Annotated in this window: 19 protein-coding genes; 10 read left to right on the forward strand and 9 right to left on the reverse strand. The window is 66.7% G+C overall.

Annotated elements, in window-relative coordinates; translation table 11 throughout:
* Nucleotides 1–106 precede the first annotated feature (106 nt).
* Genes BDI24065_RS14900 through BDI24065_RS14915 form a run of 4 tightly spaced genes read right to left on the reverse strand, consistent with a single transcriptional unit; the run spans nt 107 to nt 3,421 of the window.
* A complete protein-coding gene (locus tag BDI24065_RS14900) occupies nt 107–730 on the reverse strand; it encodes an HAD family hydrolase (RefSeq protein ID WP_175031947.1) in 624 nt (207 codons plus the stop codon).
* Nucleotides 727–1,278: a cysteine hydrolase family protein gene (locus BDI24065_RS14905; protein ID WP_175031948.1), complete on the reverse strand. Its 552-nt coding sequence runs from the start codon at nt 1,276–1,278 to the stop codon at nt 727–729. Before BDI24065_RS14905 ends, BDI24065_RS14900 begins: the two co-directional genes overlap by 4 nt.
* 55 nt (nt 1,279–1,333) lie before the next feature.
* Nucleotides 1,334–3,148, reverse strand: a complete 1,815-nt coding sequence (locus tag BDI24065_RS14910; protein WP_175031949.1) for an aminopeptidase P family protein — start codon at nt 3,146–3,148, stop codon at nt 1,334–1,336.
* Between the two features lie 18 nt (nt 3,149–3,166).
* Nucleotides 3,167–3,421, reverse strand: a complete 255-nt coding sequence (locus BDI24065_RS14915; protein WP_011350796.1) for a hypothetical protein — start codon at nt 3,419–3,421, stop codon at nt 3,167–3,169.
* Nucleotides 3,422–3,592: 171 nt separating this feature from the next.
* Between BDI24065_RS14915 and BDI24065_RS14920 the strand changes: the two genes are divergently transcribed.
* The 7 genes from BDI24065_RS14920 to BDI24065_RS14950 all read left to right on the forward strand — a co-directional run bounded on the left by BDI24065_RS14920 (nt 3,593) and on the right by BDI24065_RS14950 (nt 9,694).
* A complete protein-coding gene (locus BDI24065_RS14920; protein WP_175031950.1) occupies nt 3,593–4,357 on the forward strand; it encodes a response regulator transcription factor in 765 nt (254 codons plus the stop codon).
* A 26-nt stretch (nt 4,358–4,383) separates the two neighbouring features.
* Complete coding sequence (gene hemA / locus BDI24065_RS14925) at nt 4,384–5,682, forward strand: glutamyl-tRNA reductase (protein ID WP_175031951.1); 1,299 nt, start codon at nt 4,384–4,386, stop codon at nt 5,680–5,682.
* Nucleotides 5,683–5,764: 82 nt separating this feature from the next.
* On the forward strand, nt 5,765–6,847 hold the full coding sequence (gene prfA / locus BDI24065_RS14930; protein ID WP_175031952.1) for a peptide chain release factor 1: 1,083 nt from the start codon (nt 5,765–5,767) through the stop codon (nt 6,845–6,847).
* A 7-nt stretch (nt 6,848–6,854) separates the two neighbouring features.
* Entirely contained in the window at nt 6,855–7,697 is an 843-nt protein-coding gene (prmC, locus tag BDI24065_RS14935) for a peptide chain release factor N(5)-glutamine methyltransferase (protein WP_175031953.1), read from the forward strand.
* Between the two features lie 67 nt (nt 7,698–7,764).
* A complete protein-coding gene (grxD, locus tag BDI24065_RS14940; RefSeq protein ID WP_021161789.1) occupies nt 7,765–8,076 on the forward strand; it encodes a Grx4 family monothiol glutaredoxin in 312 nt (103 codons plus the stop codon).
* 19 nt (nt 8,077–8,095) lie between these two features.
* Entirely contained in the window at nt 8,096–8,692 is a 597-nt protein-coding gene (locus BDI24065_RS14945; RefSeq protein WP_175031954.1) for a UbiX family flavin prenyltransferase, read from the forward strand.
* A gap of 210 nt (nt 8,693–8,902) precedes the next feature.
* Entirely contained in the window at nt 8,903–9,694 is a 792-nt protein-coding gene (locus BDI24065_RS14950; RefSeq protein WP_175031955.1) for a DODA-type extradiol aromatic ring-opening family dioxygenase, read from the forward strand.
* 109 nt (nt 9,695–9,803) lie between these two features.
* Here BDI24065_RS14950 and BDI24065_RS14955 read toward each other — a convergent pair whose 3' ends face one another.
* Nucleotides 9,804–11,402: an APC family permease gene (locus BDI24065_RS14955; RefSeq protein ID WP_175014709.1), complete on the reverse strand. Its 1,599-nt coding sequence runs from the start codon at nt 11,400–11,402 to the stop codon at nt 9,804–9,806.
* 420 nt (nt 11,403–11,822) lie between these two features.
* Between BDI24065_RS14955 and BDI24065_RS14960 the strand changes: the two genes are divergently transcribed.
* On the forward strand, nt 11,823–12,026 hold the full coding sequence (locus tag BDI24065_RS14960) for a cold-shock protein (protein WP_006477070.1): 204 nt from the start codon (nt 11,823–11,825) through the stop codon (nt 12,024–12,026).
* Nucleotides 12,027–12,125: 99 nt separating this feature from the next.
* Here the strand turns inward: BDI24065_RS14960 and BDI24065_RS14965 are convergent, their stop codons facing one another.
* The 3 genes from BDI24065_RS14965 to BDI24065_RS14975 all read right to left on the reverse strand — a co-directional run bounded on the left by BDI24065_RS14965 (nt 12,126) and on the right by BDI24065_RS14975 (nt 15,618).
* Complete coding sequence (locus BDI24065_RS14965; protein WP_175031956.1) at nt 12,126–13,376, reverse strand: Hsp70 family protein; 1,251 nt, start codon at nt 13,374–13,376, stop codon at nt 12,126–12,128.
* A gap of 188 nt (nt 13,377–13,564) precedes the next feature.
* A complete protein-coding gene (locus tag BDI24065_RS14970) occupies nt 13,565–14,170 on the reverse strand; it encodes a nitroreductase family protein (RefSeq protein ID WP_175031957.1) in 606 nt (201 codons plus the stop codon).
* A 164-nt stretch (nt 14,171–14,334) separates the two neighbouring features.
* Entirely contained in the window at nt 14,335–15,618 is a 1,284-nt protein-coding gene (locus BDI24065_RS14975; protein WP_175031958.1) for an MFS transporter, read from the reverse strand.
* Between the two features lie 219 nt (nt 15,619–15,837).
* On the opposite strand from BDI24065_RS14975, the gene BDI24065_RS14980 reads away from it, so the two are divergent.
* Both BDI24065_RS14980 and BDI24065_RS14985 read left to right on the forward strand, forming a co-directional pair.
* Entirely contained in the window at nt 15,838–16,458 is a 621-nt protein-coding gene (locus tag BDI24065_RS14980; protein WP_175031959.1) for a TetR/AcrR family transcriptional regulator, read from the forward strand.
* 55 nt (nt 16,459–16,513) lie between these two features.
* Nucleotides 16,514–17,086 carry a DUF1415 domain-containing protein gene (locus tag BDI24065_RS14985; RefSeq protein ID WP_175031960.1) on the forward strand — a complete coding sequence of 191 codons (573 nt, stop codon included), beginning with the start codon at nt 16,514–16,516 and terminating at the stop codon, nt 17,084–17,086.
* Between the two features lie 48 nt (nt 17,087–17,134).
* On the opposite strand, the gene BDI24065_RS14990 is transcribed toward BDI24065_RS14985, so the two are convergent.
* Entirely contained in the window at nt 17,135–18,025 is an 891-nt protein-coding gene (locus tag BDI24065_RS14990) for a class I SAM-dependent methyltransferase (protein WP_175031961.1), read from the reverse strand.
* Nucleotides 18,026–18,051: the final 26 nt, after the last annotated feature.

An 18,051-nucleotide genomic window follows, 5' to 3' on the forward strand; every position in this document is an offset into this window, starting at 1 on the left:
AACGCGGGGCCGGACACCGAGGGCGGCCGCTTCAGGAGCGGCACAACAAAAAAAGCGGGCCGCTGGCCCGCTTTTTTTATCTGATGGCTGGCTGCTCGCCCGCCGCTTACGCGAGCGCGCCCAATTCGCGCAGCCGCGCCTCGGTCGCCGCCGCACTCGTGTGATGAATGCCGTGCCAGCCGAGCGCCGTCGCAGCCGCGGCATTCTTCGCGTTGTCGTCGATGAACACGAGTTCGTGCGGCGCGATGCCCGGCAGGTGCGGCTCGATCCGCGCATGCATCTCGCGGTAGATCGCCGGATCGGGCTTCACGAGCTTCACACGGCCCGACACGACGATCTCCTTGAACCGCCGCAGCACCGGGAAGTTGTCCCACGCATACGGGAATGTCTGCGCGGACCAGTTCGTCAGCCCGAACAGCGGCATCCCCTGCGCGTCGAGCCGGTCGACGAGTGCGGCGCCTTCGTCGAGCACGCCGCCGATCATCTCGTGCCAGCGCGCGTAGAACGCACGGATCAGCGCCTCGTGCTCCGGAAACTTCGCGACGCGCTCGGCCGTCCCCTCTTCGATCGTCTGCCCGCCGTCCTGGCGGATCACCCAGTCCATCGCGCACACGTGCGTGAGGAACCAGCGACGCTCCGCGTCGTCGGGAATCAGCTCCCGGTAAAGGTACTCGGGGCTCCAGTCGATCAGCACGCCGCCGAAATCGAACACTACGGCCTTGATCGTCATGCGAACTCCGTCGAAAGAACGTCTGCGAGCGGGCGCGGCGTCACCGGGTTGCCCGACAGCGTATTGTTTTGCCATACGAAGTGATGGTGCGCGACGATCTGCGCGGCCGACAGGTGCGGACGCTCGTTCGTCGTGTGCAGGTCGGATACGACGGTCGTCCGGTAGCCGAGCAGCGCCGCGCGGCGTGCGGCCGAATCGACGCAGAACTCGGTCGCATAGCCGCAGATCAGCACCGAACGGATGCCGTTGCGGTCGAGCTGCGCCGCGAGCGGCGTGTCGTGGAACGCGTCGCTCACCTGCTTGCGCACGCGCCAGTCGTCGGTCCCGACGACCAGCCCCGCATGCAGCTCCCAGCCCGGCGTGCCGGGCACGATGTCGTCGTCCGCATCGCCGTCGTGCTGCACGAAGCACACGGGCGCGTTCGCCGCGCGCGCCGCCGCCGTCAGCCGGTTGATGCCCGCTACCACGTCATCGAGCCGGTAAGCGGGCTGCGCCCGCTCTACCAGCCCGCGCTGCATGTCGACCACGATCACTGCGGTGTCCGCCATTGCCTGCCCTCGGTTTTGTCGTTCGGCCGTTGTCCGGCCGTTATCGCATGTCGTTTCAGATCGGCTGCGTACGCGCGTCGAGCCACGCCTTCGCATCGCCGCTCAGGTGCCGGCCGACGCGCTCGCGCACCGTCGCGTGATACGTGTTCAGCCACGCGCGCTCGTCGTCGTGGAGCATCTCGATCAGCACGCAGCGCGTATCGATCGGGCACAGCGTCAGTGTCTCGAATGCGAGGAAATCGCCGAATTCCGTCTGCCCGGCCGCGCGGTTCACGACCAGGTTCTCGATCCGGATGCCCCACTGGCCGGGACGGTACACGCCCGGCTCGATCGACGTGATCATGCCCTCTTCCATTGCCGTGTGCGGCTCGGCCGGCGCGTAGTGCGAGATCACCTGCGGGCCCTCGTGCACGTTCAGGAAGTAGCCGACGCCATGCCCCGTGCCGTGGCCGTAGTCGAGCCCGGCCGCCCACATCGGTGCGCGCGCGATCGCGTCGAGCATCGGCGAGCGGATGCCGCGCGGGAAGCGGGCGCGCGACAGCGCCATCATCGACTTCAGCACGATCGTGAAGTCGCGCCGCTGCAGGTCGCTGACCGTGCCGACCGGCACGACGCGCGTGATGTCGGTCGTGCCCGTCGTGTACTGGCCGCCCGAATCGATCAACAGCAGGCCGTCGCCGGCGATCGTCGCGTGCGACTCGCGCGTCGCGTGGTAGTGCGGCATCGCGCCGTTCGCGTTGAAGCCCGCGATCGTCGCGAAGCTCGCCGACACGTAGCCGGGGCGCCGGGCGCGCGCGGCCGTGAGTTTTTCCTCGATCGTCAGCTCGGTGATCGTCTCGCGGTTCACGGCTTGCTCGAACCACGTGAAGAACTCCGCGAGCGCGGCGCCGTCGTGTTCCATCGTCACGCGCACGTGCTCGATCTCGGCGGACGTCTTGCGCGACTTTGCGAACGTCGACGGATTCACGGCCTCGACGAGCTTCACGCCGGCCGGCACGGCCTCGAGCGTGCCGAACGTCACGCGGCGCGGGTCGATCAGCAGCGTCGCGCCGTCGGGCAGCGCCGCGAGCGCGGCGCGCGCGGCGTCGTAGGCGCGAACGTCGACACCGTCCTGCGCGAGCGACGCGGCCAGCGCCGGCGACACCTTGCCGTCGGCGACGAACAGCGTCGCGCGATCGGCGCCGATCATTGCGTGTGCAACGAATACGGGATTGAAGTTGACGTCGGCGCCGCGCAGGTTGAACAGCCATGCGAGGTCGTCGAGCGTCGACACGAAATGCCACTGCGCGCCCTGCGCCCGCATCGCGCGGCGCACTTCGGCCAGCTTGCTCGCGCGCGTCGTGTCGGCCTGCGGCGCCGCGTGCTCGAACACGGCATCGCCGGGCAGCCCCGGCCGCTCGGGCCAGATCGCGTCGAGCAGGTCGAGGTCGGTGCGCAGCGCGATGCCGCGCGCGTTCAGCGCGCCCGTCAGCCCGCGTGCGGCCGCGACGCCGAGCACGGCACCGTCGACGCCGACCGTCGCACCCGCGGCCACGTTCTGCGCAAGCCAGTCGACGTGCGGCGCACTCTGCTGTCCGCCCGTCATCTTCATCAGCTGCACGCCCGTGCCGGCCAGTTCGGCATCGGCCTGCACCCAGTAACGGCTGTCGACCCACAACCCCGCGAAATCCGCGGTCACGACCAGCGTGCCGACCGAACCCGTGAAGCCGGACAGCCAGCGGCGGGCCTGCCAGCGCTCCGGCAGGTACTCGGACAGATGGGGATCGGCGGACGGCACGAGATAGGCGGCCAGGTCCTCGCGGGCCATGGCGCCACGCAGCAGCGCGAGGCGGGCCGGCACCGGCGAGACTTCGGGAAGACGGGCATTCATGATTTCACCTGAGAGCATTCAGCGACGGGCCGACAGCGCGACCGTCACGGCTACGACGAGGAACGCGACGCCGGTGCAGACCGGCCATTCGAGCGTCTCGCCATCGTAAAACAGTCCCGAGAGATTGCCGGCCATGCGGGCCGCGCCCGCGCCGACGATGCCGGCGAGCACCGCGATCCACCACGCCGGCCGGCCCGTGCGCCGCATCGGATGCAGCCATCGGCCGAACAGCCCGACGGCCGCTCCCAGGACAAGGATTCCAAACCAGTTCATTCGACGCCTTCTATAAATTCAGATTCGTCCCATAGGCGTGAACGTTACCAGCGGCTAGCATCGATTCATCCATCGAACCCGAGACCAGCCGGGTGCCGCGAACATTCGAGTGTAGGGGCCGACTCGACGTTATGGCAAGCGCGCACCGGCTGCCGTATTGAAGAAATCCTCATGCGAATCGCTCTGATCGATCCGGAGGCGCGCCATGCCGCGCTCCTGAACCACCTGCTCTTTGTGGGTGGTCATGTGTGCCACGCGTTTCCGTCCAGCGCGGCGTTCTTCGAGTGGCTCGCCACCGACAACACCTGCGACATGCTGATCACCGGCCACTGGGCCGGCGACCAGCCGGCCGAGGAAGTCATTCCGCGCGCGCAGACGGTCCTGCCGGGGCTGCCGGCCATCGCCGTGATGCAGTTGCCGCGCGAAAGCGAAATCGTATCGTGCCTGCACGCGGGCGCCGACGATTGCCTCGTGCGCCCCGTGAGCGGGCCCGAGCTGCTCGCGCGCGTCAACGCGCTGAGCCGGCGCGCCGGCGTACGCCGGCCGCCTACCCGCTCGCGCGAAATGTATGGCGAATACGCTTTCGACGCCACGCATTGCCTCGTTCGCTTCGGCGACGCAATCGTTTCACTCACGCCGAAGGAGTTCCGGTTCGCGCAGCTGCTGTTCACGAACCTGTCGCGGCCGGTGTCACGCGCCCATATCCTCGAAACGGTGTGGGCGCGCCGCCGCGACATGAAGTCGCGCACGCTCGATACCCATGCGTCCCGGCTGCGCAGCAAACTGCGGCTGCTTCCGGAGCGCGGCTACCGGCTGCTGCCGCTCTACGGCTACGGCTATCAGCTCGACCGCGTACCGATCGAGCCCCCAAATTCCCGGCCCCGCCACGCTGATGCCCGGTATGCGGCGAGTGAGGAAATCGCTGAAACGCTATAATATGGGGCTAAACGATAGCCCTCGATATGCAACTCCTCACGATCGGAATCAATCACCACACTGCGCCTGTCGCCTTGCGCGAACGCGTGGCGTTTCCGCTCGAGCAGATCAAGCCGGCTCTCGTCACGTTCAAGAACCTGTTTCTCGGCCCCCAGGCACCCAATTCGCCCGAAGCGGCAATTCTCTCCACCTGCAACCGCACCGAACTGTATTGCGCGACGGACGATCGTGCGGCACGCGAAGGCGCGGTCCGCTGGCTGTCGGAGTATCACCGGATCCCGGTCGACGAGCTCGCGCCGCACGTCTATGCGCTGCCGCAGTCGGAAGCGGTCCGGCACGCATTTCGCGTCGCATCCGGCCTGGATTCGATGGTGCTGGGCGAAACACAGATTCTGGGCCAGATGAAGGACGCCGTCCGCACCGCGACGGAAGCCGGCGCGCTCGGCACCTATCTGAACCAGCTGTTCCAGCGCACGTTCGCGGTGGCGAAGGAAGTGCGCGGCACCACCGAAATCGGCACGCAGTCGGTGTCGATGGCCGCAGCCGCGGTGCGCCTCGCGCAACGGATCTTCGAAAAGGTGTCCGATCAGCGCGTGCTGTTCATTGGCGCCGGCGAGATGATCGAACTGTGCGCGACGCACTTCGCCGCGCAAGGCCCGCGCGAACTCGTCGTCGCGAACCGCACGGCCGAACGCGGCCAGCGGCTCGCCGAACGCTTCAACGGCCGTGCGATGCCGCTCGCCGATCTGCCGACCCGCATGCACGAATTCGACATCATCGTATCGTGCACGGCGTCGACGCTGCCGATCATCGGCCTCGGCGCAGTCGAGCGCGCGGTGAAGGCACGCCGCCACCGGCCGATCTTCATGGTCGACCTCGCGGTGCCGCGCGACATCGAGCCCGAAGTCGGCAAGCTGAAGGACGTGTTCCTCTACACCGTCGACGATCTCGGCGCGATCGTGCGCGAAGGCAATGCATCGCGCCAGGCAGCGGTCGCGCAGGCCGAAACGATCATCGAGACGCGCGTGCAGAATTTCATGCAATGGCTCGACACGCGCAGCGTCGTGCCGGTGATCCGTCACATGCATACGCAGGCCGACGCACTGCGCCGTGCCGAAGTCGACAAGGCGCAGAAGCTGCTCGCGCGCGGCGACGATCCGGCCGCCGTGCTCGAAGCGCTGTCGCAGGCGCTGACCAACAAGCTGATCCACGGCCCGACGAGCGCGCTCAACCGCGTGAACGGCGCCGATCGCGATTCGCTGATCGACCTGATGCGCGGCTTCTACCAGCACGCACCGCGCTCGAACGACCAGTCCGGCCACTAGCGCCGGCCGATCGCCCTGCCGCCGGCCGCCCGCCGGCCTATCCTTTCCGAATACCCCTTGCCCGGGAGCGCCGCTCCACACCATGAAGACGAGCATGCAACGCAAGCTCGACCAGCTGTCCACACGGCTGGCCGAACTGAACGACCTGCTGAGCCGCGAAAACGTCACGGCCGACCTCGACCAGTACCGCAAGCTGACGCGTGAACATGCGGAACTCGGCCCGGTGGTCGAACAGTACGCGCTGTGGCGCCAGTCGCGCAGCGACGAGACGGCCGCGCAGGAACTGCTCGGCGATCTGTCGATGCGCGATTTCGCGGAAGACGAAATCCGCAGCGCACGCGAGAGCATGGGCCGCCTCGAGACCGAGCTGCAGAAGATGCTGCTGCCGAAGGATCCGAACGACGACCGCAACATCTTCCTCGAAATCCGTGCGGGCACGGGCGGCGACGAATCGGCGCTGTTCGCGGGCGACCTGCTGCGCATGTACCTGCGCTTCGCGGAACGCCAGCGCTGGCAGGTCGAAATGATGTCGGAGAGCGCGTCGGATCTCGGCGGCTACAAGGAAGTGATCGTGCGGATCGCGGGCCAGGGCGCGTATTCACGCCTGAAGTTCGAATCGGGCGGCCATCGCGTGCAGCGCGTGCCGGCCACCGAAACGCAAGGGCGCATCCACACGTCCGCGTGCACGGTCGCGGTAATGCCGGAAGCCGACGAAATCGGCGAGGTCGAGATCAATCCGGCCGACCTGCGGATCGACACGTTCCGCGCGTCCGGCGCGGGCGGCCAGCACATCAACAAGACCGATTCGGCGGTGCGCGTCACGCACATCCCGACCGGGATCGTCGTCGAGTGCCAGGACGACCGTTCGCAGCACAAGAACAAGGATCGCGCGCTGAAGGTGCTCGCCGCGCGCATCAAGGACAAGCAGTATCACGAGCAGCACGCGAAGGAAGCAGCCACGCGCAAGAGCCTGATCGGCTCCGGCGACCGGTCGGAACGGATCCGCACGTACAACTTCCCGCAAGGCCGGATGACCGACCACCGGATCAACCTGACGCTGTACCGGCTCGAGGCGCTCATGGACGGCGACCTCGACGAACTGATCAACGCGCTGGTCAGCGAGCATCAGGCCGAACTGCTCGCGTCGCTCGGCGATGCCGACTGAGGCCGCGATGCCCGACACCACCGCCGACGAACTGCTGCGCGCGTCGCCGCTCGACGCGGTCGATGCACGCGTGCTGCTCGCGCATGCACTCGGCTGGACCCGCACGCAACTGATCACGCGCGGCGACGCGCCGCTCGACGCGGCCGCGGTCGAACGCTACCGCGCGCTCGAGGCACGCCGCGTGGCCGGCGAGCCCGTCGCGCAGCTCGTCGGAATGCGTGAATTCTTCGGCCGGCCGTTCGACGTGACGCCCGACGTGCTGATCCCGCGCCCTGAAACCGAACTGCTCGTCGAAGCCGCACTCGATGCGATCGACGGGCTGCCGCATCCGGCCGTACTCGATCTCGGCACGGGCAGCGGCGCGATCGCCGTATCGATCGCCGCCGAGCGTCCCGATGCGCGCGTGTGGGCGCTCGACCGTTCGCCGGCCGCGCTCGAGGTCGCGCAACGCAACGCCGGTAAGCTGCTCGACGCGGGCCGCCCCGGCGGCCCGCTGCACTGGCTGCAGAGCGACTGGTACGCGGCGCTCGATCCGGCGCTCGCATTCGACACGATCGTCAGCAACCCGCCGTACATCGCACAGCACGATCCGCACCTCGAGCAGGGCGACCTGCGTTTCGAGCCGCGCGGCGCGCTTACCGACGATGCCGACGGCCTCAGCGCGATCCGCACGATCGTCGCCGGCGCCGGCACCTACCTGAAACCGGGCGGCACGCTCTGGATCGAGCACGGCTACGACCAGGCCGAGGCCGTGCGCGCGGTGCTTGCATCGCACGGCTTCGTCGCAGTCGAATCGCTCGCCGATCTGGCTGCGATCGAACGCACGACAGGCGGCCGCCTGCCGGGCTGATGCCCGGCCCACCCGGTTGAAATCCGCTATCATTTCGATCTAACGCCCCGCTAACGCAAGGTCAGTCATGGACACCCAACAACGTATCAAGCAAATCGTCGACGAAAACCAGGTCGTGCTCTTCATGAAGGGCAACGCGCAATTCCCGATGTGCGGCTTCTCGGGCCGCGCCATCCAGGTGCTGAAGGCCTGCGGCGTCGACCAGTTCAAGACGGTCAACGTGCTCGAAGACGACGAGATCCGCCAGGGCATCAAGGAATTCTCGAACTGGCCGACCATCCCGCAGCTGTACGTGAAGGGCGAATTCATCGGCGGCTCGGACATCATGATGGAGATGTACCAGTCGGGCGAACTGCAGCAACTGTTCGCCGCCGCGTAATACGCCCCGCCCCCTTTCGATGGCATCTCCCAGCGCGCCGCCACGCCGGCTGATCGTTGCGATCACCGGCGCCACCGGCGCGATCTACGGCGTACGGCTGCTCGACCTGCTGCGCGCCGCCGGCGACGTCGAAACGCACCTGCTGATTTCGAACGCCGGCTGGCTCAACATCCAGCACGAACTGAAGTTGTCGAAGGCCGACGTCGAAAGCCGTGCGGACGTCGTGCATTCGGTGCGCGACGTCGGCGCGACGATCGCATCGGGGTCGTTCGCGACCGACGGGATGGTGATCGCGCCCTGCTCGATGAAGACGCTCGCGAGCGTCGCACACGGGCTGTCCGACAACCTGATCACGCGTGCAGCCGACGTCACGTTGAAGGAACGCCGCCGCCTCGTGCTGATGGTGCGCGAAACCCCGTTCAACCTCGCGCATCTGCGCAACATGACGGCCGTCACCGAAATGGGCGGCATCGTCTTCCCGCCGTTGCCCGCGTTCTACGCGATGCCGAAAACGATCGAGGAACTGGTCGACCAGACCGTCACGCGCGTGCTCGACCTGTTCGCGCTCAGCGCACCGCTGACGACGCCGTGGGCCGGCATCCGGCACGCGCAGTAAGCGCACGCCCGCAGCTCCGTTCTTCGCGCATCTTCGCCGATTTACTCGGAAAATCGTTCGATTTCACGAATACAGCACCCACCTGCCGTGGAACGCGCGACGCCGCCCGGATTATCAACAAATAAGAGTCAATCAAATTCCACAACGCGGATTTATCAATACTCGGTGCGCGCCTATAGTCACAGGCAAATCCCTTTGCAGGCCACCGCCATGAACCGCTTGCCTTCGCTCTACCTGTCCCACGGCGCCCCGACGCTGCCGATCGACCCGACGCTGCCTTCCGGTGCATTCACGCACCTCGCTGCCGAATTGCCGCGCCCGCGCGCCGTGCTGATGCTGTCCGCGCACTGGGGCACGCAGCGGCCCGTCGCCAGCATCGCCGCGCATCCGGAAACGATCCACGATTTCTACGGCTTTCCGCAGGCGCTGTACGACATCCGCTACCCGGCGCCAGGCGCGCCCGACGTCGCCGAGCGCGCGGCGGGGCTGCTGAATGCGGCCGGCATCGAGACCGCGACGACCGAACACGGCCTCGACCACGGCGCGTGGGTACCGATGCTGCTGATGTTCCCGGAAGCCGACGTGCCGGTGGCGCAACTGTCGATCCAGCCGCGCGCGGACGCCGCGCACCACTTCGCACTTGGCCGCGCGCTCCGACCGCTGCGCGGCGAAGGGGTGATGGTGATCGGCTCCGGCCAGATCACGCACAACCTGCGCGCCGCCGATTTCGGTGCGGCACCGGAGGATGCGGACCCGCGCGTCGCGGAATTCACCGACTGGTTCGAGGCGAAACTGGCCGCGCGCGACGTCGACGCGCTGCTCGACTACCGCCGGCAGGCGCCGCATGCAGCGCTGATGCATCCGACCGACGAGCACCTGCTGCCGGTGTTCACGGCGCTCGGCGCGGCGGACGACGACTACCAGCTCGGCATCCAGTCGCTCGGCACGTACCAGCGCGTGCTCGCGATGACGAACTACGTGTTCGCCAGCAACGCCGCCTGAGCGTCACGCGACGGCCGCAGACCGCCAACAAAAAGCCCGCCCGAGCGATGCTCGGGCGGGCTTTTTTACGCTCTTGCTGCCGCCGCCGAATCCGGCGGCAGGTCACGCGTCAGGCACCGATCCCTTCGAGGATCTCGTCGTGCGATTCACGCTCGTCGAGATACTTGGTCCGGTAGCCGGTATTCACGCCCCAGAAGTAGAACACCAGCGCGATTGCCGCGACGACCAGCATGTCCCAGCCGTACGGCAGCACGCCGTGACCGCCGAACTCCTTGCTGCCGATCAGCGACAGCACGGCCATCGTCGGCAGGTACGCGACCAGCCACCATGCGGCCTTCAGGTCGTCACCCCAGCCGGTCCAGCCCGACTTCGCCTGGAAGTAGAAGTACACCGGCAGCGCAACGATCATCAGCAGGATGATCTCGCCCGTCAGCGGCCACTTCGCCCAGTACAGGATCAGCGATGCGCAGACGAATGCGAACGGCGCGATCAGCTTCATCAGCGGAATCGACAGCGGACGCTCGATGTCGGTCGCCGCACGGCGCAGCGCCATCAGGCTGATCGGGCCGGTCAGGTACGAGATCACCGTCGCAACCGAGATCACTGCCGCGAGCGAGCTCCAGCCGCGGAAGAAGAACAGGAAGATGAACGAGACCAGCAGGTTGAACCACATCGCCTGACGCGGCACGCCGTAGAGCGGGTGCACGTTGCCGAACATCTTCGGCATCGTGTTGTTGCGCTCCATCGCGTAGATCATGCGGGTGGTGGTCGCCATGTACGTCGTGCCGGTACCGCTCGGGCTGACGAACGCGTCGACGTACAGCAGGATCGCGAGCCAGTTCAGGTTCAGCGCGATCGCCAGTTCGGCGAACGGCGACTTGAAGTTGAAGTGCGACCAGCCCTGCGCGACGTCGGCCGGATTCACCGAGCCGATGTACGCCATCTGCAGCAGCACGTAGATCACGAGCGCGATCAGGATCGACGTGATCACCGCGAACGGCACGCTGCGCGACGGGTTGCGCGCTTCGCCCGCGAGGTTCACCGGGCTCTGGAAGCCGTTGAACGCGAACACGATGCCGCTCGTCGCAACCGCGGTCAGCACCGCCGACCAGCCGTACGGCGCAAAGCTTGCATTGGATGCGGTGCCGAGGTTTTCCGGATGGTAGCTCGTCAGCATCAGGCCGAGGATCGTGAGGCCGGGGATCAGGAACTTGAAGATCGTGATCGTGGTGTTCGCACGGGCAAACGCCTTCACGCCCCAGTAGTTCAGCAGGAAGTAGATGACGACCAGCACCGCGGACAGCAGCAGGCCGGGTACCGTCAACTCGCCGTTCACGAATAGCGCGTGCGCCCATGGATACGGCCACGTACTCATGTACTGGATCGACGCTTCAGCCTCGATCGGAATCACCGATACGATCGCGATCCAGTTCGCCCATGCGCTGATGAAACCGACCAGCGAACCGTGCGAGTAGCGCGCGTAGCGCACCATGCCGCCCGACTCGGGGAACATCGCGCCCAGTTCCGCGTAAGTCAGTGCAATTGCAAGAATCACGACAGCGCCGATGATCCATGCGCAGATCGCCGCCGGACCAGCAATCTTCGCGGCCTTCCAGGCGCCGAACAACCAGCCCGAGCCGATAATCGAACCCAGCCCCGTCAGCATCAATGCAAACGGGCCGATGTTCCGTTGAATAGAACTCTTCACATCCTCTCCTGTGTCTCAAAAAGCATGGTCGGCCCGCGGTCCGGGATCGGCTCGGACAGCACCGCGCACGCAATTTTGGGGGGGCGAGTCACCCGATCAGGGCAACCCGTCCACGCGGCGCGTAGTTTAACGGTTGCACCTGAAACGTGGCGCCAAAATCGATCGGCCCCTACAAAAAATTCGCATCGTTTGCAAGCTTTGTAAACCTGATCTACGCAATAACCCTGAGTGAATGGAAATACGGTTGACCACGCGGTTGATAAGCCGTATAAAGGACTTCGCAGGATTTCAAGTGGCGAGTGAATTGGTTCTTTCGTAGTTCGCCCATCAACGGTACTCCGGTTGGTCCTATTACCCCTTCCTTGATTTTCCGCACACCATGGGCCTCGGCCCCGTTTTATCTTTTTAGGAACAAGTAACATGGCAACCGGTACCGTCAAGTGGTTCAATGACGCAAAGGGCTTCGGCTTCATCACCCCGGAAGGCGGCGGCGACGATCTGTTCGCGCACTTCTCGGAAATCCGCGTCGAAGGCTTCAAGACGCTGCAAGAAAACCAGAAGGTTGAATTCGAAGTGAAGACGGGCCCGAAGGGTCTGCAAGCTGCGAACATCCGTCCGGTCTAAGCTTGGCGCGATAATTCGTGTAAAAAAGCCCCGCTTCGGCGGGGCTTTTTGTTTTTCGGCGCCGGTCGCCCGGCATCGCGGCTTTTCAGCCGCCCGCATTCAGCCGAACAATCGCTGCGCGTGAATACCGAGGCCCGTCGCAACACTCGCGAGGCGGTCGCCGAATACCGGCTGCGCATCCGGGAACGCCCCCGCGAGCGCGCCCGACAGGAACGCAAGGCCGGTCGAGCCACCGGTGAAATACAGCGCGCCGACATCGCGCGGCGCAACACCTGCGAGCCGCACCGTCTCGCGCGCGGCGTCGACGATGCGTGCGGTGTCGTCGTGGCTCGCGTCGACGAGGCGGTCGGCATCGAACGCGATCTGCAGATCCTCTTCCACGTCGTTCAGGTCGATCATCGTCTCCCCGCCCGCCGCAACACCGATCTTCGCTTCTTCCGCGCGCGCCATCAGCGCATGCCCGAGCCGCTGCTCGACCACGCTCGTGAGCCGGTCGTACTGCTGCACCTCCCGGTACAGGTGTTTCATCAGCTTCAGCTCGCCCAGCCGCTTCGGCGTGTAGACCGTGTTGATCAGATGCCAGGTGGCGAGATCGAAGTAGATCTTGTTCGGCAGTTCGCGCCCTTCGGGGTCGAGCGAACGGTAGCCGAATGCAGGCAGGATCGCTGCCAGCTCGACACGCCGGTCGTAGTCGGTGCCCGCGACGTGCACGCCGTGGTGAGCCAGCACGTCGTCCTTGCGCTCGAGCCGCGCCATTCGTTCGGGCCCGACACGTACCAGCGAGAAGTCGGACGTACCGCCGCCGATGTCGGCGACGAGCACGAGGCGCTCCGCCTGCTGGCGCGATTCGTAGTCGAACGCGGCCGCGATCGGTTCGTACTGGAATTGGACGTCGGTGAAACCGACCGACCGCGCGGCGGCCTCGAGCTGGTCCTGTGCGAGACGGTCGGCGCGCGGATCGTCGTCAACGAAGAACACCGGCCGGCCGAGCACCGCACGGCCGATCGGCGCACCCGCGCGAATTTCGGCCTTGCGCTTCAGGTGCGTCAGGAAGCGCGCGATGATTTCGGTGTACGCGATCGCGCTGCCGTCGCCGAGATCGGTCGTCGTTTCCGCGAGCGGCGAGCCGAGGATGCTCTTCATCGAGCGCATCAGCCGGCCGTCGAAACCGTCGATGTAGGAAGCCAGCGCCGCACGGCCGTATTCGACCGTCTCTTCGTCGTTGTTGAAGAAGATCGCGGTGGGCAGCGTCAGGTGGTCGCCCTCGACGGGCGCGAGGCGCATGCCGTCGCCGTCGGGCAGCGCCACGGCGGAATTGGACGTGCCGAAATCGATCGCGCAGTAAGTCATGGGAAGTTGCCGCAGCAGGGCCGGCGCGAAAACGGAAAGGACGGGCTTTTTAACATGAAGCCCGCGGGATCACAACCGGGGCCAGCCACCGGTACCGCGCAACGGGCCTCGGCGGCGACGGCGCGCGGCCTGGCGCGCCGGGGGGAGATGCGGGCGGGATGCGCGACGCAGCCCGTCCGCCAGTCAGGTCAGGCGGCCGAGTCGAAGCCCTTCCTCCACGCGCCCGCATAGACGACCTCGCCGAGCGCATGGCGCGTGCGCGGCGCCTTCTCGCGATCGCGCAGCACCGGATCGAGCTTGTCGACGTTGCCGTAGTGACCGAGCGAGATGATCGCAGGAATCGCGACGTCGGCCGGAATCGCGAACGTGTCGCGAAACGCCTTCGCATCGAAGCCGCTCATCTGGTGGGCGGCCAGGCCCAGCGCGTGCGCCTCCAGCACCAGCGACATCGCGGCGGCGCCCGCGTCGTACAGCGCGGTCGGCGCCGGTTCACCCTTCGGCGTGAGCGTGTGCGCGGTCACCGCGATCAGCACGGGCGCCGGCGCGTTCCAGCCCTGGTTGAACGGCACCAGCGTCGCAAACGCGCGCTTGAATGCGTCTTCATCCTGCGTGCGGTCGAATACGATGAAGCGCCACGGCTGCGCGTTGTACGCGGACGGCGCCCAGCGGGCCGCTTCGAGCACTGCGTGCAGATCGCCGGCGCTGACGGGTTCATCCGAATACGCGCGCGGGCTCCAGCGGCCCGCGATCAGATCGTGAATCGAAACAGTGGTGGGAGCAGGTTTGACGGACATGCGGTTCCTCGCTGACATCGATGAAGGGGCGCGAACGCCTGGCGAACCGCAAGCATACCCGCTTGAGCCGATGCGCGCCCGATCCCCCCGCGCTATGCAAATCTCCTTGCGTGCGTTGCCCGGCCATCCGCCGCGCGGCGGGCCGGGCCATCGAATTGCCGCGGTCAGGCCGCCTGCGCGGCTGCACGCGACGGGCCGCGGTTGATCCGCAGCACGATCAGCGCGCCGACGATGCACAGCCCGCCCGAGATCATCGACGCGATCGTGTAGGTGCCGAGGCTCGCGCGCAGCAGCCCCGCGCCGAGTGCCGCGAACGCCGCGCCGAGCTGGTGGCCGGCGACGATCCAGCCGAACACGACTGGCGCCGCTGCCTTGCCGAACACGTCGGTCGCAAGCCGCACGGTCGGCGGCACGGTCGCGATCCAGTCGAGCCCGTAGAACATCGCGAACAGCGGCAGCCCGAAGAAATCGATCCCGAACGCGTGCGGCAGGTAGATCAGCGACAGCCCGCGCAGCCCGTAGTACCAGAACAGCAGCACGCGATTGTCGTAGCGGTCGGACAGCCAGCCCGACAGCGTCGTGCCGAACAGGTCGAACACGCCCATCGCCGCGAGCAGCGACGCGCCCTGCACTTCCGTCATCCCGTAGTCGCTGCACATCGCGATCAGGTGCGTGCCGACGTAGCCGTTGGTGCTCGCGCCGCAGATGAAGAAGCTGAAGAACAGCAGCCAGAAATCGCGCGAGCGGCTGGCCGTCAGCAGCGTGCGGAACGCGACCGCGAGCGGGTTCTCCTTCGTCGTGTCGGGCGCGGGCGGCGCATCGGCCGGTTCGCCATACGGGCGCAGCTTCAGGTCGGCCGGCCGTTCGGGCAGCAGGAACGCCACGAGCGGAATCACGATCGCGGCAGCCACCGCGACGACCAGCACGACCGGCCGCCAGCCGTGGTGCTGCGCGATCGCCGCGAGCATCGGCAGGAACACGAGCTGGCCGGTGGCCGTGCTCGCGGTCAGCACGCCCATCACGAGGCCGCGCCGCGCATGGAACCAGCGCGTGACGAAGGTCGCGGACAGCGTCAACGCGACGACGCCCGACGAACAGCCGACCATCACGCCCCAGATCAGCACCATCTGCCAGCTGTGCGACATCATCGACGACAGCGCGACGCCCGCGCTCATCACCGTCAGCGCGGTCAGGATGGTCGGGCGCAGCCCGAAGCGCTGCATCGCGGCGGCCGCGAACGGGCCCGTCAACCCGTACAGCGCGATGTTCACCGAAATCGCCAGCGAAATCGTCGCGCGGCTCCAGCCGAGTTCGTGCTCGAGCGGCACCATCAGCACGCTCGGCGTCGCGCGCGTGCCGGCCGCCGCCAGCAGGATCAGGAATACCACCGCCGCCGCGAGCCATCCGTAGTGGAAGCGCCCGCCGATTCGTGTCACCGCCCAGTTCATCTTCGCGTTCTCCAGTTGGCGGCTCCGGTGCCTCCGCACCCGCTCCGCCCGCCCTGCCAGGCCACCTCCGCCGCACGTTGCATCGGCTGACCCGGGCCGACGCTTGGCATTTGTCTGTCGATCCGATCGGCATTGTTACCGACCGGTCACAAGTGTGTTGCGATCGTAGTGACCAATCGGTAACATGTCAAGCAATTCAATATGCAGTCGAGGGTCATCATGTCGGGCATCGAGATCGCCAAACCGCTGGCGCGCCGCACGCGCCGGCCGATCGACGGCGCCACCGCGCAGGAGCACCTGCTACGCGCCGCCGAGGAGCTGTTTTACAAGGAAGGCGTTCGGACGGTTGGGGTCGAGGCGGTCGTGGAGCGGGCGGGCGTCAACAAGATGAGCCTGTATCGCCAGTTCTCGTCGAAGGACGAGCTGATCCTCGCGTACCTGGAGCGGATGGATGCGTGTTTCTTCGACCGCTTCAACACGAGCGTCGCGAAGCACCCGGGCCAGCCGAAAGCGCAACTGATCCAGTATTTCGTCGATCTCGCCGAGCGCGCGACGCAGAAGGACTACCGCGGCTGCCCGTTCGTCAACGTCGCGGCCGAATTCCCGGATGCGTCGCACCCGGCGCGCGAGCGCGTCGCGCAGAACAAGGAACAGCTGATGAAGCGGCTCGTCGCACTGTGCGAAGACGCCGGCGCGCGGCAGCCGCAGGCGCTCGCCCACTCGCTCGCGCTGGTGATCGAAGGCATCTACGCAGCAAGCCAGACCTATCGGCACGGCGAAACGCCGATCGGCGTCGCGCCCGCACTCGTCACGCAGTTGATCGAAGCCGCATGCGCGTGACGGCGCGCCCGCTACAATGCGGCCCTCGCCGCCCTTCCGCTCGACTGGTTTCACGATGACCGACACCCGCCCCGAATCGCACGACGACATCCTCGCCGCCACGCGGCACTGGCTCGCGCGCGCGGTGATCGGGCTCAATCTGTGCCCGTTCGCGAAAAGCGTCTATGTGAAGGAGCAGGTGCGCTACGCGATCAGCGAAGCGACGACGCTGGAAGACGCGCTCGCCGAGCTCGAAACCGAGCTGCGCGCGCTCGAGGCGGCAGACCCGCAGCAGGTCGACACGACGCTCGTGATCTTCCCGCATGCGTTCGCCGATTTCATCGACTACAACGATGCGCTGTTCTTTGCCGACCGGCTGGTGCGGCAACTGCGGCTCGACGGCGTGCTGCAGATCGCGAGCTTCCATCCGCAGTACCGGTTCGAAGGCAGCGAGCCCGACGACATCGAGAACTACACGAACCGCGCGCCGTATCCGATCCTGCACCTGCTGCGCGAGGACAGCATCGCGCGCGCGGTCGACGCGTTCCCGGACGCATCCGCGATCTACGAAAGGAATCAGGAAACGCTGCGCCGCCTCGGCCACGAAGGCTGGCGCGAATGGATGCGCCGGCCGGGCGACGACGTCTGACGCGGCGTGCAACGTGCGGCGTGTAACGTGCGGCGTGCCGTCAGCCAGTCAGCCTTCGGTAGACTCCGCGACCTCGCCGCCCGCCGCCGCGGCTTCCGGCACGAAGAATCGCGCGTTCAGCTCGGCAAGCCCGAACATCCCGAGGATCTCGTTCAACCGCTCGCCGGGCCGCCGGCGCGGCAGGTTCTTGTATTGCGCGATGATCAGCTCGTTCTTCATCGAATGCTCCCAGCCGACCAGCTCGGTCACGCTGACCTGGTAGCCGTGCGCTTCGAGCTGCAGGCAGCGCAGCACGTTGGTGATCTGGCTGCCGAATTCGCGCGTATGCAGCGGATGCCGCCACACTTCCGTCAGCGCATTCGCGAGCGACTTGCCCTTGTTCCTGCGCAGCACGCCCGCGACTTCGGCCTGGCAGCACGGCACCAGCACGATGTGCTGTGCGCGCTTCGCGAGCGCGAAGCGGATCGCGTCGTCGGTCGCCGTGTCGCACGCGTGCAGCGCGGTGACGACGTCGACCGTTTCAGGCAATTTCGGCGACGTGATCGAATCGGCAACCGACAGGTTCAGGAACGACATGCCGCCGAACCCGAGCCGCGCGGCGAGCTCGGCCGAACGCGTGACCAGCTCCTCGCGGGTCTCGATTCCGTACACGTGCGACGCGAACGCCGGCGTGCCGTGCCCCGGCTGCTGCTTGAAGAACAGGTCGTACAGGATGAAGCCGAGATACGACTTGCCGGCGCCGTGATCGACGAGCGTCACGCTGCCACGGTCGGCCTGCACGACGGCGAGCAGCGGCTCGATGAACTGGAACAGGTGATAGACCTGCTTCAGCTTGCGGCGGCTGTCCTGGTTCAGCTTCCCGTCGCGGGTGAGGATGTGCAGTTCCTTCAGCAGCTCGACGGACTGCTCCGGGCGGATTTCGTGGGTCTTGTTCGACATCGTGAAACGGCGCCGGGCCACGGTCG

The sequence above is a fragment of the Burkholderia lata genome, from assembly GCF_902499025.1.
GTDB classification, from domain to species: Bacteria; Pseudomonadota; Gammaproteobacteria; order Burkholderiales; family Burkholderiaceae; genus Burkholderia; species Burkholderia lata_C.

Excerpts from the sequence above, each read along its gene's own strand:
- BDI24065_RS14900 (WP_175031947.1), bottom strand. The coding sequence starts at position 730 with ATGACGATCAAGGCCGTAGTGTTCGATTTCGGCGGCGTGCTGATCGAC.
- BDI24065_RS14905 (WP_175031948.1), bottom strand. The coding sequence starts at position 1,278 with ATGGCGGACACCGCAGTGATCGTGGTCGACATGCAGCGCGGGCTGGTA.
- BDI24065_RS14910 (WP_175031949.1), bottom strand. The coding sequence starts at position 3,148 with ATGAATGCCCGTCTTCCCGAAGTCTCGCCGGTGCCGGCCCGCCTCGCG.
- BDI24065_RS14915 (WP_011350796.1), bottom strand. The coding sequence starts at position 3,421 with ATGAACTGGTTTGGAATCCTTGTCCTGGGAGCGGCCGTCGGGCTGTTC.
- BDI24065_RS14920 (WP_175031950.1), top strand. The coding sequence starts at position 3,593 with ATGCGAATCGCTCTGATCGATCCGGAGGCGCGCCATGCCGCGCTCCTG.
- hemA (WP_175031951.1), top strand. The coding sequence starts at position 4,384 with ATGCAACTCCTCACGATCGGAATCAATCACCACACTGCGCCTGTCGCC.
- prfA (WP_175031952.1), top strand. The coding sequence starts at position 5,765 with ATGAAGACGAGCATGCAACGCAAGCTCGACCAGCTGTCCACACGGCTG.
- prmC (WP_175031953.1), top strand. The coding sequence starts at position 6,855 with ATGCCCGACACCACCGCCGACGAACTGCTGCGCGCGTCGCCGCTCGAC.
- grxD (WP_021161789.1), top strand. The coding sequence starts at position 7,765 with ATGGACACCCAACAACGTATCAAGCAAATCGTCGACGAAAACCAGGTC.
- BDI24065_RS14945 (WP_175031954.1), top strand. The coding sequence starts at position 8,096 with ATGGCATCTCCCAGCGCGCCGCCACGCCGGCTGATCGTTGCGATCACC.
- BDI24065_RS14950 (WP_175031955.1), top strand. The coding sequence starts at position 8,903 with ATGAACCGCTTGCCTTCGCTCTACCTGTCCCACGGCGCCCCGACGCTG.
- BDI24065_RS14960 (WP_006477070.1), top strand. The coding sequence starts at position 11,823 with ATGGCAACCGGTACCGTCAAGTGGTTCAATGACGCAAAGGGCTTCGGC.
- BDI24065_RS14965 (WP_175031956.1), bottom strand. The coding sequence starts at position 13,376 with ATGACTTACTGCGCGATCGATTTCGGCACGTCCAATTCCGCCGTGGCG.
- BDI24065_RS14970 (WP_175031957.1), bottom strand. The coding sequence starts at position 14,170 with ATGTCCGTCAAACCTGCTCCCACCACTGTTTCGATTCACGATCTGATC.
- BDI24065_RS14975 (WP_175031958.1), bottom strand. The coding sequence starts at position 15,618 with ATGAACTGGGCGGTGACACGAATCGGCGGGCGCTTCCACTACGGATGG.
- BDI24065_RS14980 (WP_175031959.1), top strand. The coding sequence starts at position 15,838 with ATGTCGGGCATCGAGATCGCCAAACCGCTGGCGCGCCGCACGCGCCGG.
- BDI24065_RS14985 (WP_175031960.1), top strand. The coding sequence starts at position 16,514 with ATGACCGACACCCGCCCCGAATCGCACGACGACATCCTCGCCGCCACG.
- BDI24065_RS14990 (WP_175031961.1), bottom strand. The coding sequence starts at position 18,025 with ATGTCGAACAAGACCCACGAAATCCGCCCGGAGCAGTCCGTCGAGCTG.